Below are 15,117 nucleotides of genomic sequence, written 5' to 3' on the forward strand. Positions count from 1 at the left end.
TTACAGCGACTTGCCGACCAGGGCGACCAGGTCCACCAGGCGGTTGGAGTAGCCCCATTCGTTGTCGTACCAGGACACCACCTTGGCCTGGTCGTCGATCACCTTGGTCAGACCGGAGTCGAAGATCGAGCTGTGCGGGTCGGTGACGATGTCGCTGGAGACGATCGGCGCGTCGTAGTACTTGAGGATGCCCTTCATCGGCCCCTCGGCGGCGGCCTTCATCGCGGCGTTGATCTCGTCGGCGGTGGCGGACTTCTTCAGATCGGCGGTCAGGTCGGTGACCGAGCCGGTGGGGATCGGCACCCGCAGCGCGTAGCCGTCGAGCTTGCCCTTCAGCTCGGGCAGCACCAGGCCGATGGCCTTGGCCGCGCCGGTGGAGGTCGGCACGATGTTCAGGGCGGCGGCGCGGGCGCGGCGCAGGTCCTTGTGCGGGCCGTCCTGCAGGTTCTGGTCCTGGGTGTAGGCGTGGATGGTGGTCATCAGGCCCTTGACGATGCCGAACTCGTCGTTGAGCACCTTGGCCAGCGGCCCCAGGCAGTTCGTGGTGCACGACGCGTTGGAGATGATGTTCTGGCTGCCGTCGTACTTGTCGTCGTTGACGCCGAGCACGATGGTGATGTCCTCGTCGGTGGCGGGCGCGGAGATGATCACCTTCTTGGCGCCGGCGTCCAGGTGGCCCTTGGCCTTGGCGGCGTTGGTGAAGATGCCGGTGGACTCGACGACGACGTCGACGCCCAGGTCGCCCCAGGGCAGCGCCGCCGGGCCTTCCTTGACCTCCAGCGCCTTGATCTTGGCGTTGCCGACGACGATGGTGTCGTCACCCTCGAGGGTGACGTCGTGCGGCAGGCGGCCCAGGATGGAGTCGAACTTCAGCAGGTGCGCCAGGCTGGCGTTGTCGGTGAGGTCGTTGACCGCGACCACCTCGATATCAGCGGCGCCTTGCTCCTGTTGAGCCAGCAAGGCCCGGTAGAAGTTCCGCCCGATTCGACCGAAGCCGTTGATACCTACTCGGACCGTCACTTGTCTCTCCTCTGTGTTTCCTGAGCCGTCTTCATCGATGTCTTTTGCATGTCCGCGGACACTGCCTCTGGTCAGCCTAGATCAGCGACACACTCGGTTGGCGCGCCGGTAAGAGTGTGGACCATCGCCTTTGCAGGATGGCCATCGGTAGACGCCACAACCTGTGCGCAACATCACCCGAGCGGTTGCGGGTCCAGCCCGGCTTCGGCCCGGGCGGGCGCGCCGTGACGAGCCTGCAATTCCGGGTGGAAGCCCTTGCAGACCCCCGCACTCGTTTCCCACGCTGGGTGTCAACAACGTTGGCCAGCGGCGTTAGGATGGGCGCCGCAAAACACGTAGAACACATGGAGGAAAGGGACGCCCACGATGGCGAGTTCCGCTGGTTTGCCGGAGCAAACGACAGCTGCCGGCGATGGACTGGACGCGTCCGCCGCCAGCCGCCCAGAACGCGGCCTGGTCAGCCGGTCGGTGGTTTTGCGGTGCGCGTTGCGATTGGTCGATCGCGACGGTGTGGATGGATTGTCGATGCGGCGCCTGAGTGAGGAGGTGGGTCGCGACCCGACGGTGATTTATCGGCATGTGCCGAACAAGGCGGCGCTGCTCGACGGCATCGCCGAGATCGTGCTGGGCAAATTGCGGGTGGACACCGCAGACCCGGACTGGGCAGGACAGCTGCGCGCGGTGGCACATGACTTCCGCCGACTGGCCCTCGAGCACCCGAATGTGGTGCCGTTATTGGTGACTCGGCCATTAGCCACGCCGCTGGGGCAGCGACCCCCGGGCATGCTACGGCCACTGGAGGACGTCGTCGCGCTGCTCACTTCGGTGGGCTTCAGCGGAGTCGACGCGCTACATATTTACCGGGTGCTCTTCGGCTATCTCTATGGCCATATCCTCACCGAGTTGCAGGAGGTCGTCGAGCGGCCCGAGGAGTCCGATGATGTGCTGCGCCTCGGGTTGCACCGACTGGCGATCACCGAGTTCCCTCAGGTGCGCGCGCTGGCCCCAGCGCTCGGCTACTACGACGGTGCAGCCGAACTCGACCGCGCTCTGGATGTGTTGTTCATCGGTCTGGCGGCCACCGTGCCGGCGCCAAGGCGCTCGGCCCGCAAACGCGCGAGGAAGTAGCCCATCCGAAGATCCTGCTCTCTCAAAATCGGCGGGCCCAAGATCCGCACGCTCGTCGCGCACGCGGCGACCGCGAATCGGCGTACGCTCATCGATATCGAGCAGCTCGGTTGCGAGCGAACATGCTCGACTACAAAGGACATTCGATGGCAGCGCCCACAACGTTTCGCACTCCCTACGAGATTCGTCTCCAACTGGTCACGGACACCATAAGCGCGCACTCCAAGGTGAACAATGATGCGGCGGTCAAACTCGCCGCGCATGTCCTGGCTGCGTTGAACTCAATCCCCGAAAAGGTGCGCTGAGCGACGGCCCGGCTGGGCTTCAACACAGCGGCGACCGCACGGATTGCCGTTGGTGCGCGTTCATTTCGCCCTGACCGAAGTGCCGCCCGCACGAATTTGGCAGACGGTTCCGGGGATCACGAATCACCCTGCGGCCGGGCGCTTTGGCCGTCGCTGCTGAGCGCGGCGCGAAAAGCCGCGAGCCAAGCTTTGAGCTGACTCTCGGATATACGGACGGAGCAGCATGATGAAACGATTGACCGGCCTGGACGGTGTCACGCTGCACGGCGAAACATCAGTGATGCCCACCCACGTCACGGCCGTGTTGTTTTGCGACCCCGAGGCGAACGGCGCAGTGACCGCCGACGCGATTTGCAAGCTGCTGGCTCAGCGCACTGCGACGATGCCGGGCTTCCGGCAGCGTCTGCTCACCAGGCCCTTCGGGTTGGGCCAGCCGTCATGGATCGAGGACCCCGCATTCGATGTCCAAAGCCATCTGCATTGTGTGCGGCTGGCCCAACCCGGCACCATGCGGGAGTTGACCACCCTTATCGGCGAGTTGCATGGGCAGCCTTTGAACCGCGACCGCCCGCTGTGGGACGCCTGGGTCGTGCAGGGTCTCGCCGACGGCAGATTGGTGGTGTTGATCAAGTTCTCCCACGCCATTACCGACGGTGTGGGCGCAGTGACGTCGATGTTGCCCGAACTGATGACTGTCGATGCCGCCGCTGAATTCGCGGTGGCACCAGAGCGGGCCGAGGCCACGGTGCCCGGTGCGGCCACCAGGGTGTGGGACGTGGTCGACGAGGTCGCCGCCAACACCGCTGTGGGCATTCGGATCGCCGTCAGGCTGGGTCCCGTCGCGGTGAAGTCGACGATAGGAACCGCGCTGAGATCGGTACGCCAACTCCTCCCGGGCGCCGGACCGCAACGGTCCGACGGTTCGGATTCCGAGGAGGACGACAGTTCGCCGCGCACGCTGCTGAACGCCCCACTCACCGCGCGACGTAGCGTTGCGTTCGCCGCGGTGGCCATGGACGATGTGCGCGCCATCACCGCCGCGTTCGACGTCACTGTGAACGATGTTTTCCTCACCGCAACGACATCGGCGCTGCGCCGATGGTTGGCAAGCCACGACACGGTGCCCAGTCATCCGCTGCGCACCATGATGCCGATCTCGACACGCGGTGTCGACGGCGACGCGTCCAATAGTTGGTCGCCTGTTGTCGTCAAATTGCCGGTGGATCTGGCCGATCCGGCACAGCAGTTGGCCAACATTCACGATGCGACATCCAGGATCAAGGACGGGCGACGGGCAGTGCGGCCCGTCAATCTCGCCGATGTCATCGATCTCGTTCCACCGGTCGTCATCGGCTGGGTGATGGGTGTGTACACCGGTCTGCAACTGTCGCGATTCCACTCGCCAGTGGCTCATGTCATCGCTTCCAACGTTCCGGGCCCTCGCGACGAAATCTATTGCGCCGGAGCGCATGTCCTGGGAATTCACGCCCTGGCCCCGCTGTTTGAGGGCTCAAATCTCAACATCACCGCCGTGTCCTACAGCTCCACCCTGGCTGTCGGCATCGTCGCGTGTCCCGATAACGTCGATGACGTCGCATCGATCGCGACCTGCATCGAAGACGTGGTCGGTGAACTGAAAATCGCCGCCGACGAAAAGTCCGGCCAGGGCGCAGTTTTATCCCGCTCCAGCGAGCCGGAACCCGCCATGAATGGCACTGCCACAACGCAATTCGCCGGGGGCGAAGCAGGCCGGCGCGACCGCGGCCTCGCGGCACGAAATGCCGGCATAGCCCACTTCCTCGAAGGACAGCCCCACGCCGTAGGCCCACAGCGTTGACAACCGGTCTGACGGGGCGTTTACTGGAGTTCTAGTCCGGAAACTGGTCATCGGCGTTCACGAGTTCGCCGCAGCACACCGCACTTTGGTTCTCACGATCGGCATTGTGACCGCCCTGGGCCTGGCCGTTTCGGTCGCCGGCCAGCATGACATTCGTCTGGCCACGCGTCGACCAACTCAGATCAAGACCCTCGGAACCTGACACCCGGAATGAGGCCACCATGAGGAACTCTGACCACGCAAAGCGAAACACTTTCCGCGAGAACGTGATCCATGTGGGCGCAGGCTTTCTCGCGAAGGAGCGTCTCCACGTCACACAGACGTTGTCCACGCTCGAGGCGCAGCTAGGCAGATGGCATCCGAAAGATGTGGACATCGAAGTCACCCTGCAGGACCGCGGCGGCAAGGAACAGCGCATCACGTTGCGCACAACCCTTCCCGGCCATCCACTGCTCGTAGCAGTCGCGGAAAACCCGGACATCACCCGTGCTCTGTGCGATGCAAAGCGCGAATTGAGCCGGCAGCTCGAACACCAGAAGTCGACACACGATCCGATGAACAATCGCCGGCTCAAGCGCGCGACTATCCGCCATCCGGACTAGCGCACACCGTTCGAGGTGGCCCGGCACGCGGTTCAGGACCCAACCAAACAGCAACTGCCTTCAACGAACAGAAAGATGCACGAACATGATGCACACCACTGACACGCATTCGGTCGTCACCGCTGACGAGCGCGCAACGTCCTCAACAGAATCCGGGATCTCGTTGATCCATAATGGCCCCTTGAGGGTCCAGGACGTACTCCGTGCGGGCATGCGCCGCAGGACCAGACGCAAGGGAATGGCCCGGCAATCGATCTGGGATTCCGACGGCGGCGTAGGCAAGCCGTGGACAACCGACGTGCCGTTGGGCGGCACCACGCGATAACCGCGGCGGCGGCGCGGTATGACCGCCCGTCCCGTCGACGGGGCTACGCCGTCAATCGCTGCGACGCTTGCGCAGCCGGCCCAGCGCCGCCTCGGCGGCGTAGTAGCCGCACAGCCCGTGGATGCCGGCGCCCGGCGGCGTGGACTGCGAGCACAGGTAGACGCCCGGCACACCGGTCGCATACGGGTTGACCGAGACGCGCGGGCGCAGGATGACCTGGAGCCCGTCGTTGGCGCCGCCGATGATGTCGCCGCCGATGAAATTGGGGTTGTAGGCCTCTAGATCGGCGGTCCCCCTGCTGACGGTGGCGACGACACGGTCGCGGAATCCCGGGGCGAAGCGCTCGATCTGGTCGATGACGGCCGCGGTGGCGTCGCCGGTGTAGCCGAAGGGCACGTGCGCATACGCCCAGATCGGGTTGATGTCGCCCGCCGAGCGCGACGGGTCGGCCAGGTACTGCTGCCCGACGAGGACGAACGGCCGCCGCACCATCGTGCCTTGCGCGCGTTGACGTTCGGTGTCGGCGACCTCGTCGAACGTGCCGCCCAGATGGACGGTGCCGGCGCGACCGCAGTCGGGGTTGGTCCAGGGGACGTGGCCTTCGATGGCGAAGTCGACCTTGAACGCCGAGGACCCCTGGCGGTAGCGCGCATAGGACCGCTTGATTCGGGCGGGCATCACGTCGCCGTAGATGTTCAGCGCCGCGGCGGGGCTCAGGTCGAGCATGACGATGTCGGCGTCCGGGATGTCGCGGCGCCCCGCGACGGTGATTCCGGTGGTGACGGCGCCGCCGTCCGCTTCCAGGGCGGCGGCCAGCGCCTTGGTGATCGACCCGGAACCGCCTTCGGCGACCGGCCACCCGTAGCGGTGCCCGCTGGCCAGGATCATCAGCCCGAGGGATGCGGTGAGCGGGCGGTCCAGCCGCGTGTAGATGTGCGCGGCCGATCCACCGAACAGCGCCCGCGCCTGCTCGGTGCGAAACCAGCGGGCCAGGACGGTCGCCGGCAGCAGCGCGCGGGGCCCGAAGCCCGCGAGGCGGACCGGGTGGCGTGGAACGTTGATCACCGGGCGGAGCAGGTCCTCGGCCAGCTGATCGAATCCGGATGCCAGGCCCCCGACGGCGCGTCGCCACCGACTGGCGTCCGGCCCCATGCCGGCGACCGTCCGATCGAGGGATTGGTACAGGACCCCGGCGGTGCCGTCGTCGAGCGGATGCGCACAGTCGACCTCCGGCCACTTCCAGGCCAGCCCGTACCGCTGCAGGTCGATCTCTTTCCAGAACGACGAACCTATGCCCAGCGGGTGAAAGGCCGAGCAGATGTCGTGGATCACCCCGGGCACCGTCAGCTCGGCCGAGCGCGCTCCCCCGCCGACGGTCTCGCGGGCCTCCAGCACCTGCACGTCGACACCGTGGCGGGCGAGATGGATCGCCGCGGCCAGGCCGTTGGGCCCGGCGCCGACCACCACCGCGGTCGTCATTTGGTGCGCTGTTGGGCGACGTGGACGGGACAGTCGTCGCCGGGCTCGGGCCAGGGCTGGCGGGTCAGCATGTCCTTGACGTCGATGTAGCCCTCCTCGATCACGCCGGCCTTGGCGTCGAGGATGCGGTACGACTGCCGTTGGGCGTGGATGGGCTGGCCCTCCAGGACGATGACGCGGACGTCGCCGTCCTCGAAGTGGCAGCGCCGTTGCACGGCCTGCACCAGTTGCTCGTTGTGCAGGTGGCCCTCGCCGAAGTTCCAGCCGACGAGCGGCCCGGCGACTATTTCGCCCTCACGGATCTTGTAGTCGGCTTCGTTGTCGATCGCGCGCGGCAGCAGCGCGTTGAGCGCCCGGCCATGCACGTGCATCGCGCGGAAGGCGGCGATTTTGTCTGCCAAGAGTTCGGCGGTGTCCGGGTCGTAGAGCCTCGCCAGCTGATTGACGACGAGCGCGGAGCTCTTCACGATGTCGGCGTCGATCTTCTCCTCGGCGCCCGCGCGGAAACACCACACGCTGGTGGCCCAGTTGCCGGCGTAGTACCGCATTGCCGGAAGGAACGAAATCTTTTCGGGGAACATGTTTCCCACGATGACCACCACCACCGCGAGGATCACGAGCGCGAGCAGCACGGGCGAGCGAAGATCGGTGGCCCGGACCGCGCCATAGTGCCCGAACAGATAGAACAGCGAGAAGATGAAGAACACGTTCCATTCCAAGGGGACTCCCATCGGGAGGTTGGAAATGATGTTGAGATGGAACAGCACCATGAACCCGATCAGGAGCCAGCGCCACGGGTGATCGGCGGCGAAGAAGACCAGGACCGTCGGAACCACGAATTCCGCTGTGGTGCCGCCGACGTGGGCCATCAGCTTGGGCAGCAGCGACGGTCGCAGGTCGTTGACATGGTCGAGGTAGAGCAGCCGCTTGATCGGAGTGAACAGCTTGGGACGCAGCAGCGCATTGTTGCTCGTCATCACCGCCACCACGTAGGGGAAATGGTGGTTGAGTTTGGAAACCGCTGCGCCCCACCACAAGCAGAGCATGATGATCTTGAAGGCCGCGACCTGATCGGTGAACGGGAAGAAGAACACGAACAGCTTCAGCCAATAGTGTTCCCCGCGGGCGGCCAAGAACACCGTCTTGTCACGTAAACCCAACAGGGCCAGCGCCACGATCGTCGGGACGACCAGGACGGGGTCGATCAGGCCGACATCGCCCGCGGCGGTGACCGGCCCGCCGCGACCGGGCGACAGCAGCGCCCACACCCCGCCGATCAGAACGAGGGCATACAGCGCGACATCGACGGCGGTGCGGGTGTCGCCATGGGTGAACGGAACCTTGCCGGGCCAGGCCGGTAGCCGAATCGTGTTGGGCCGCAACCAATAAAGGATGCCCCCGATCGGTGGCATGAACCGCCCGGTCAGCGGCCCGGATCCGCAGCCGAGTCCCGTGACCTCGAACAGCAGCGTGAAGATGACGACCTTCTGATAGACGATGGGTTGCGTCCACCAGTCGCCGATGCGTCCCAGGCCGCCCAGGCCGGGGGTAAGCGAGATGATCGCGGCGGGCGCGGCAATGTAGAGCGCGATCTTGAGCAGGTACAGCAAATACACGGCGTATGGCGTTCCGAAGCCGTGTTCCGCCCAGTGCCGGGTCACGACTTGCAGCCGGGTCGCCCGGGGCAACGTGTGCCAGGTGCTGTGGTCGACGTCCGGAAGTTCCGGTGACATGAATCCCATGGGCGGCCTCGTTCCTGTCGGAAAACCAGCTGGCCCATCGAATGTATCGGCACCGCAGCCGGCCAAACGGCTTACGCGGGCGAAAATGCCGAAACACCATGACAGCGGCGCCGCCCCGGTCGCTACCATCGAGGGACTCGACTCGGCGATCTGGCCCGGCGCGAGCGTCAAGGGAGGAACGTGACCGACAGCGACAACGCCGATGGCGGGGACATCGGCAAATTCGACCCCGTCTTGACCCAGCGCCTGATGGCGGTGATGCGCCCGGTGTTGAAGACGTACTTCCGGTCCGAGGTGCACGGCCTGGATTTGTTCCCGCCCGGCGGGGCGCTGGTGGTCGGCAACCACTCGGGGGGCATGTTCCCCATGGACGTCCCGATCTTCAGCGCTCACTTCTACGACAAGCTCGGCTACGACCGACCGGTCTACACGTTGAGCCACGACATCCTCATGACCGGCCCCACCGCGGACTTCTTCCGCCGCACCGGGTACATCCGGGCCAATCGGGAGAACGCGGCCGTCGCGCTGCGGTCCGGCGGCGTCGTGATCGTGTTCCCGGGCGGCGACTACGACGCCTACCGGCCCACCCTCTCGGAGAACGTCATCGACTTCAACGGCCGCAAGGGCTACATCCGCACCGCGATCGATGCCGGCGTCCCGATCGTGCCGGCGGTGTCGATCGGCGGGCAGGAGACCCAGCTCTACCTGACCCGCGGCACCTGGCTCGCCGAGCGACTGGGCATCAAACGGTTGCTGCGCAGCGCCATTTTGCCGCTATCGTTCGGTTTCCCCTTCGGCTTGAGCGCCGTCATCCCGCCCAACTTGCCGCTGCCGACGAAAATCGTGACCCGGGTGCTGGAGCCGATCGACATCGCCAAGGAGTTCGGCGAGGACCCCGACATCGACGAGGTCGACGAGTACGTGCGATCGGTGATGCAGGAAGCCCTGACCGAGCTCGCCGCCAAGCGCCGATTCCCGATTCTCGGCTGAATCATGCCGAATCCTTTCAGCGAGACCCTTGGTCTGATCGGAACCATGCGCCGCGCCGGGCTGATCGCACCCATGCGCCCGGATCGCTACGTGCGGATCGCCGCGGCCATGCGCCGCGAAGGCATGGGCATGACCTCCGGATTCGCCAGCGCCGCCCAACGTTGCCCGGACCGGCCCGGCCTGATCGATGAGCGGGGCAGCCTGACCTGGCGGGAACTCGACGAGCGGTGCAACGCGCTCGCCGCGGCGCTGCAGGGGTTGCCGTCGGGCCAGCCCCGGGTCATCGGGATCATGTGCCGCAATCACCGCGGGTTCGTCGAGGCGTTGGTGGCGGCCGACCGGATCGGCTCGGACATCCTGCTGCTCAACACGTCGTTCGCCGGGCCGGCGCTGGCCGACGTCGTGACCCGCGAGGGCGTCGACGCCGTCATCTACGACGAGGAGTTCACCGAGACCGTGGACCGCGCGCTGGCCGGCACCCCCGGCGCGACCCGCATCGTGGCGTGGACCGATGCCGAGCATGAGCTGACGATCGAGAAGCTGATCGCCGCCCACAGCGGGGCGCAACCGAAGCGCACCGGACGCAAGGGCAAGATGATCCTGCTCACCTCCGGCACCACCGGAACCCCCAAGGGCGCCAAGCAATCTGGCGGCAACGCGGGCATCGGCACACTGAAGGCGATCCTGGACCGCACGCCGTGGCGGGCCGAGGAGCCCATCGTGATCGTGGCACCGATGTTTCACGCCTGGGGCTTTTCCCAACTGCTGCTCGCGGCGTCGTTCGCCTGCCCGGTGATCACCCGGCGCAAATTCGACCCGGAGGCCACGCTGGATTTGATCGACCGGCACCGGGCGACCGGCCTGGTGGTGGTGCCGGTGATGTTCGACCGGATCATGGACCTGCCGCCCGAGATTCGGCGCCGCTACAGCGGCCGGTCCCTGCGGTTCGCCGCGGCCTCGGGTTCGCGGATGCGCCCCGACGTCGTCACCGCGTTCATGGACGCGTTCGGCGACGTGATCTACAACAACTACAACGCCACCGAGGCGGGCATGATCGCCACCGCCACCCCGGCCGACCTACGCGCCGCGCCCGACACCGCGGGCCGGCCCGCGGGCGGAACCGAAATCCGCATCCTGGACCCGGAATTCAACGAGCTGCCGACCGGCGAGGTCGGCAGCATCTACGTGCGCAACAACACCCAGTTCGACGGCTACACCTCGGGCAGCACGAAAGACTTTCACGCCGGATTCATGTCGTCAGGCGACGTCGGGTATCTGGACTCCGCGGGGCGGCTGTTCGTCGTCGGCCGCGACGACGAGATGATCGTGTCCGGCGGTGAGAACGTCTACCCGATCGAGGTGGAGAAGGCGCTCGCCGCACACCCCGACGTGGCGGAGGCGGCGGTGATCGGCGTCGACGACGAACAATACGGGCAGCGGCTGGCGGCGTTCGTGGTGCTGGAACCGGGCGGCCACCTTACTGAGAAGGCCACCCCCGACGCCCTCAAGCAACACGTGCGGGACAACCTCGCCAACTACAAGGTGCCGCGCGAGATCGCGGTCCTTGATGAACTTCCCCGCAGCAGCACCGGCAAGATCCTGCGCGCGGAGCTGAGAGCACGGGTCGGCGGCTGATGCGGTTCATCAGGATGATCAGAAGGCCCAGGCCGCTGGCGCGCGCCGCTCTCGAATTGGCCAACGCCGCCAACGGATTACGGCCGCTGGCCCGCAAGGGCTACAGCACGGTGCTGGTGTTCTGGTTCGGGTGGCCGGCGTCCGAGGTGCCGGGCGTGTACTTCTCCGCTTCGCTTTTGGACGTGCTGCGGCGCGGGCGCCGCGGCGACTTCGCGGGACGTCGCGGGAAGGTGGCGCTGGCGCTGACGGCGGCGTCCTGGGCCATCCTGGCGGTGATCAAGTACCGCGGCGTGACGACCCCCGGCCCGGTGCTGGAGGCGGGGCTGCGCGAGCAACTCGGTGACGACTACGAAGAGGCGCTCGACAAGCTGCCGCAGACCAAGCCCACCCGCAGCGGGCGTCGCACCCTGCCGCTGGGCAATACGGTCGCGCGACGCCGCTACGTCGAGAAGACGAACGTGGTGTCCTACGGGGCGCACGGCCGCGCCAATCTGGCCGACATCTGGCGCCGCCACGATCTGCCGCGCGACGGCAAGGCGCCGGTGCTGGTCCAGGTGCCCGGCGGCGCATGGGTGATCGGAATGCGCCGGCCCCAGGCCTATCCGCTGATGAGCCACCTGGCCGCGCGCGGTTGGGTGTGCGTGTCCATTGGCTACCGGGTGTCGCCGCGGCACACCTGGCCCGACCACATCGTCGACGTCAAGCGCGCGCTGGCCTGGGTGAAGGAGAACATCTCCCGCTACGGCGGGGATCCGAATTTCGTGGCGATCACGGGCGGTTCGGCCGGCGGCCATCTGTGTTCGCTGGCGGCGCTGACACCCAACGACCCGGCGTTCCAGCCGGGCTTCGAGGACGCCGACACGTCGGTGGTCGCCGCCGTCCCGGTGTACGGGCGCTACGACTGGTTTTCCACCGAGGGCGAGGGCCGGCGCGAATTCGTGGAGTTGCTCCAAAAGTTCGTCGTCAAGCGGAAATTCAGCACCCACCGCGACGTCTACGTCGACGCCTCACCGATCCGTCGGCTGCGCGCCGACGCGCCACCCTTCTTCGTCCTGCACGGGCACGACGATTCGCTGATCCCGGTGGGAGAGGCGCAGGAGTTCGTCGAGGAGCTGCGCGCGGTGTCGAAGTCTCCGGTCGCCTACGCCGAATTGCCGCACGCCCAACACGCTTTCGACATCTTCAGTTCCCCGCGGGCACATCGGTCCGCGGAGGCCGTGGCGCGGTTCTTGTCGTGGGTGTACGCGACGCGTCCGCCTCAGCGCGACTGAGGCGGTTCTTTCGCTCGAGCGCGGCTGAGGCGGCGGCTTTTGTCGCTAAGGGCCGTGCGCCCGGGCTGTCCGGAGGTGTCGCCCCGGGCCACCGCCTTCCCCCGACACGATTTCGGATATCGGAAACGCATAGCGAATTCCCTTGTGTCACTGTGGTTTCAGTGGTCACAATGCGAGGGTTTTTGTCAGAGGGTGTCGTTAGTTTGGCGGTGTGAGTTCCACTGGTTTGCCCGAGGTCGATGCGGTGTTCGATGCGCTCGATGCCGAGGTGGATTGCGCGTGCGGGTTGGTGCTCGATGCGTTGACGATCCAGCAGCAGTTGGCGGTGTTGGAGCGCTGTGAGCGGCTGCGCCGGCGTCTTCCGGTCATCGAGCATCCGCTGCTCAATTCCCTTGCCCGCCAGGTCCCGTCTTAGGAACTGGGCGCCGGGCTCTCCCACGCCCTGGCCGAGCGCACCCTGATCAGCCGCAACGAAGCCTCTCGGCGCATCCAAGAGGCCGCCGATTTAGGTCAACGCCATGCCCTGACCGGTGAACCCCTGCCGCCGGTCCTGGCCGCGACCGCAGCCGCCCAACGCCGCGGCGAACTCGGCGCCGGCCAGGTGACGGTGATCCGCAACTTCTACCACCACCTGCCCGGCTGGGTCAGCGCCACCGCCCGCGAGGTCGCCGAAGCCCAACTGGCCGAGCTCGCCACCCAGTTCGGCCCCGAACACCTCAAAGAGTTGGCCCGCGGGCTCACCGATGCGCTCAACCCCGATGGCACCTTCACCGATGAGGACCGGGCCCGGCAACGCGGCCTGATCATGGGCAACCAACAACCCGACGGCATGTCACAGCTACGGGGCCTCATTTCTCCCGAACTGCGCGCCACCCTGGAAGCCGTGGAAGCCAAACTCGGCGCCCCGGGCATGTGCAACCCCCTCGACCAAACCCCCTGCGTCGATGGCGCGCCCTCCCAAGCCGCCATCGACGGCGACACCCGCTCGCGCGCCCAGCGCGGCCACGACGCCCTGCTGGCCGGACTGCGCGCACTGCTGGCCTCCGGGAAACTGGGCCAACACAACGGGTTACCGGCCTCCATCATCGTCACCACCACCCTGCAAGATTTGGAGGCCGCCGCCGGACGCGGCCTCACCGGCGGGGGCACCATCCTGCCCATGAGTGAGGTGATCCGCCTCGGCCGCCACGCCCACCACTACCTGGCCATCTTCGATAAAGGCAAGGCCCTGGCGCTCTACCACACCAAGCGGATCGCTTCCCCGGGACAGCGGATTGTGTTGTACGCCAAGGACCGCGGCTGCACCGCCCCAGGCTGCGGGGTTAAGGGCTACTACTGCGAAGTCCACCACGTCACCGACTACGCCACCTGCCACACCACCGACATCGACGACCTCACCTTCGCCTGCGGCCCACACCACCGCCTGCTCCAACCCCGCGGCTGGACCACCCGCAAAAACGCCAAAGGCGAAACCGAATGGAAACTGAACTACCCCAGGTTTAGTTCCGATCCTTATAGGAGGATTGGAAGCTATGCCCCGTCAGTATTCGCCGGAGTTTCGGCAGCGTGCGTTGCGGTTGTTGGACACTGTGATGGAAGCCTCGGAAGTGTCGGAGTTCGAGGCCATAAAGTCTGTCGCCAGCAAACTCGATATTTCGGAGGAGTCGGTGCGTCGGTGGCGACGCAAGGCCCAAGTCGATGCTGGTGAACGGCCGGGCATGACCAGTTCTGAGCATGCCGAGATCCGTAAGCTCAAGCGCGAGAACGCTGAACTGCGCAGGGCTAACGAGATTTTGAAGTCAGCGTCTGCGTTTTTTGCCGCGGAGTTCGACCGCCCCGCGACGAAATGATCGCCTACATCGATGCTCATCGCGATCAGTTCGGGGTCGAGCTCATCTGCCGTGTGCTGCGGGCAGCTATCCCCGGATTCCTCACCTCGCGGGGTTATCGGGCCGCGCGGACCCGACCACCGTCGGACCGGGAGATCCGCGATGAGCAGCTGATCGCTGACCTTGAGGCGGTGCACCGGCAGAACTACTCGGTGTATGGGGTCAAGAAGATGCACGCGGCGATGACACGGCGTGGTTGGCAGCTGGGCCGTGAACAAACCCGCCGGTTGATGCGCAAGGCCGGGTTGCGCGGCGCCCAGCGGGGCAAGCCGGTGTTCACCACGATCAGCGACCCGGCCGCGATCCGGCCGGCCGATCTGGTCAACCGCCAATTCCGGGCCGCTGCACCGAACCGGCTATGGGTCGCCGACATCACGTTCGTGCGGACCTGGCAGGGGTTCTGTTACACCGCGTTCGTCACTGATGCGTGCACCAAGAAGATCGTTGGCTGGGCGGTCTCGGCCACGATGCGCACCGAAGACCTCCCGCTTCAAGCATTCAATCACGCTGTGTGGCAGTCGAATACCGATCTATCCGAGTTGGTTCATCATTCCGACCGCGGATCCCAGTACCTATCGCTGGCCTATACCGACCGGCTGGCTGAACTGGGGATCGCGCCCTCGGTCGGGTCGCGTGGCGATAGTTATGACAACGCCCTCGCTGAAGCGGTCAACGCCGCCTACAAGACCGAGCTCATCAACCGCGGCAAGCCCTGGCGGTGCATCGATGATGTCGAACTCTCGACCGCCGAATGGGTGGCCTGGTACAACCAGGAACGCCTGCACGAAGCCCTCGGCTACGTTCCACCCGCCGAGTACGAGGCCGCCCTCACCGGCACCTCACACCCTGCGAGCCAGCCGACCCCGGCCCTCGCAACCGAGTAGGAACTAAACC

General features: G+C 66.2%; 11 protein-coding genes, 1 pseudogene and 1 other annotated feature. Of the genes and pseudogenes, 9 read left to right on the plus strand and 3 right to left on the minus strand.

Features of this window, described 5'->3' with window-relative positions:
- Positions 1–1,020 (minus strand): type I glyceraldehyde-3-phosphate dehydrogenase, encoded by a 1,020-nt coding sequence (gene gap, locus AC0KTM_RS14770; RefSeq protein ID WP_238956262.1) that lies wholly within the window; start codon positions 1,018–1,020, stop codon positions 1–3.
- A 366-nt stretch (positions 1,021–1,386) separates the two neighbouring features.
- On the opposite strand from gap, the gene AC0KTM_RS14775 reads away from it, so the two are divergent.
- The 4 genes from AC0KTM_RS14775 (at position 1,387) to AC0KTM_RS14790 (ending at position 4,892) form a co-directional block, all read left to right on the plus strand.
- On the plus strand, positions 1,387–2,148 hold the full coding sequence (locus AC0KTM_RS14775) for a TetR/AcrR family transcriptional regulator (protein WP_238956263.1): 762 nt from the start codon (positions 1,387–1,389) through the stop codon (positions 2,146–2,148).
- Between the two features lie 122 nt (positions 2,149–2,270).
- Positions 2,271–2,453, plus strand: a complete 183-nt coding sequence (locus tag AC0KTM_RS14780) for a DUF6307 family protein (protein WP_238956264.1) — start codon at positions 2,271–2,273, stop codon at positions 2,451–2,453.
- Between the two features lie 223 nt (positions 2,454–2,676).
- Positions 2,677–4,290 carry a wax ester/triacylglycerol synthase family O-acyltransferase gene (locus AC0KTM_RS14785; protein WP_472408518.1) on the plus strand — a complete coding sequence of 538 codons (1,614 nt, stop codon included), beginning with the start codon at positions 2,677–2,679 and terminating at the stop codon, positions 4,288–4,290.
- Between the two features lie 221 nt (positions 4,291–4,511).
- Entirely contained in the window at positions 4,512–4,892 is a 381-nt protein-coding gene (locus tag AC0KTM_RS14790; RefSeq protein ID WP_225328607.1) for a hypothetical protein, read from the plus strand.
- 376 nt (positions 4,893–5,268) lie between these two features.
- On the opposite strand, the gene AC0KTM_RS14795 is transcribed toward AC0KTM_RS14790, so the two are convergent.
- Both AC0KTM_RS14795 and AC0KTM_RS14800 read right to left on the minus strand, forming a co-directional pair.
- Positions 5,269–6,696, minus strand: coding sequence for a phytoene desaturase family protein (locus AC0KTM_RS14795; RefSeq protein WP_238956266.1), 1,428 nt, complete (start codon positions 6,694–6,696; stop codon positions 5,269–5,271).
- Positions 6,693–8,438 (minus strand): DUF3556 domain-containing protein, encoded by a 1,746-nt coding sequence (locus AC0KTM_RS14800; RefSeq protein ID WP_238956267.1) that lies wholly within the window; start codon positions 8,436–8,438, stop codon positions 6,693–6,695. The genes AC0KTM_RS14795 and AC0KTM_RS14800 overlap by 4 nt, the downstream gene beginning before the upstream one ends.
- A gap of 180 nt (positions 8,439–8,618) precedes the next feature.
- Here AC0KTM_RS14800 and AC0KTM_RS14805 point away from each other — a divergent pair, with 180 nt between their 5' ends.
- The 5 genes and pseudogenes from AC0KTM_RS14805 to AC0KTM_RS14825 all read left to right on the plus strand — a co-directional run bounded on the left by AC0KTM_RS14805 (position 8,619) and on the right by AC0KTM_RS14825 (position 15,107).
- Positions 8,619–9,428, plus strand: coding sequence for a lysophospholipid acyltransferase family protein (locus AC0KTM_RS14805; protein WP_425326321.1), 810 nt, complete (start codon positions 8,619–8,621; stop codon positions 9,426–9,428).
- Positions 9,429–9,431: 3 nt separating this feature from the next.
- The gene (gene fadD12 / locus AC0KTM_RS14810; RefSeq protein ID WP_238956268.1) at positions 9,432–11,063 is read left to right on the plus strand and encodes an acyl-CoA ligase FadD12; all 1,632 of its coding nucleotides are present in this window, start codon (positions 9,432–9,434) and stop codon (positions 11,061–11,063) included.
- Entirely contained in the window at positions 11,063–12,334 is a 1,272-nt protein-coding gene (locus AC0KTM_RS14815) for an alpha/beta hydrolase (protein WP_238956269.1), read from the plus strand. The genes fadD12 and AC0KTM_RS14815 overlap by 1 nt, the downstream gene beginning before the upstream one ends.
- Before the next feature lie 211 nt (positions 12,335–12,545).
- A pseudogene (locus AC0KTM_RS14820) lies at positions 12,546–13,817 on the plus strand (HNH endonuclease signature motif containing protein); the annotation flags it as partial.
- A gap of 49 nt (positions 13,818–13,866) precedes the next feature.
- Positions 13,867–15,107 (plus strand): IS3 family transposase gene (locus tag AC0KTM_RS14825; protein ID WP_472408499.1). Its coding sequence is split into 2 segments (ribosomal slippage): positions 13,867–14,151 and positions 14,154–15,107, totalling 1,239 coding nucleotides; the frame shifts between segments, so codons are not numbered across the junction.
- Positions 14,142–14,259: a sequence feature (AL1L pseudoknot), on the plus strand. (Overlaps the previous gene by 118 nt.)
- Positions 15,108–15,117: the final 10 nt, after the last annotated feature.

It is taken from the genome of Mycobacterium sp. NTMscope_Eco_3, assembly GCF_976985685.1.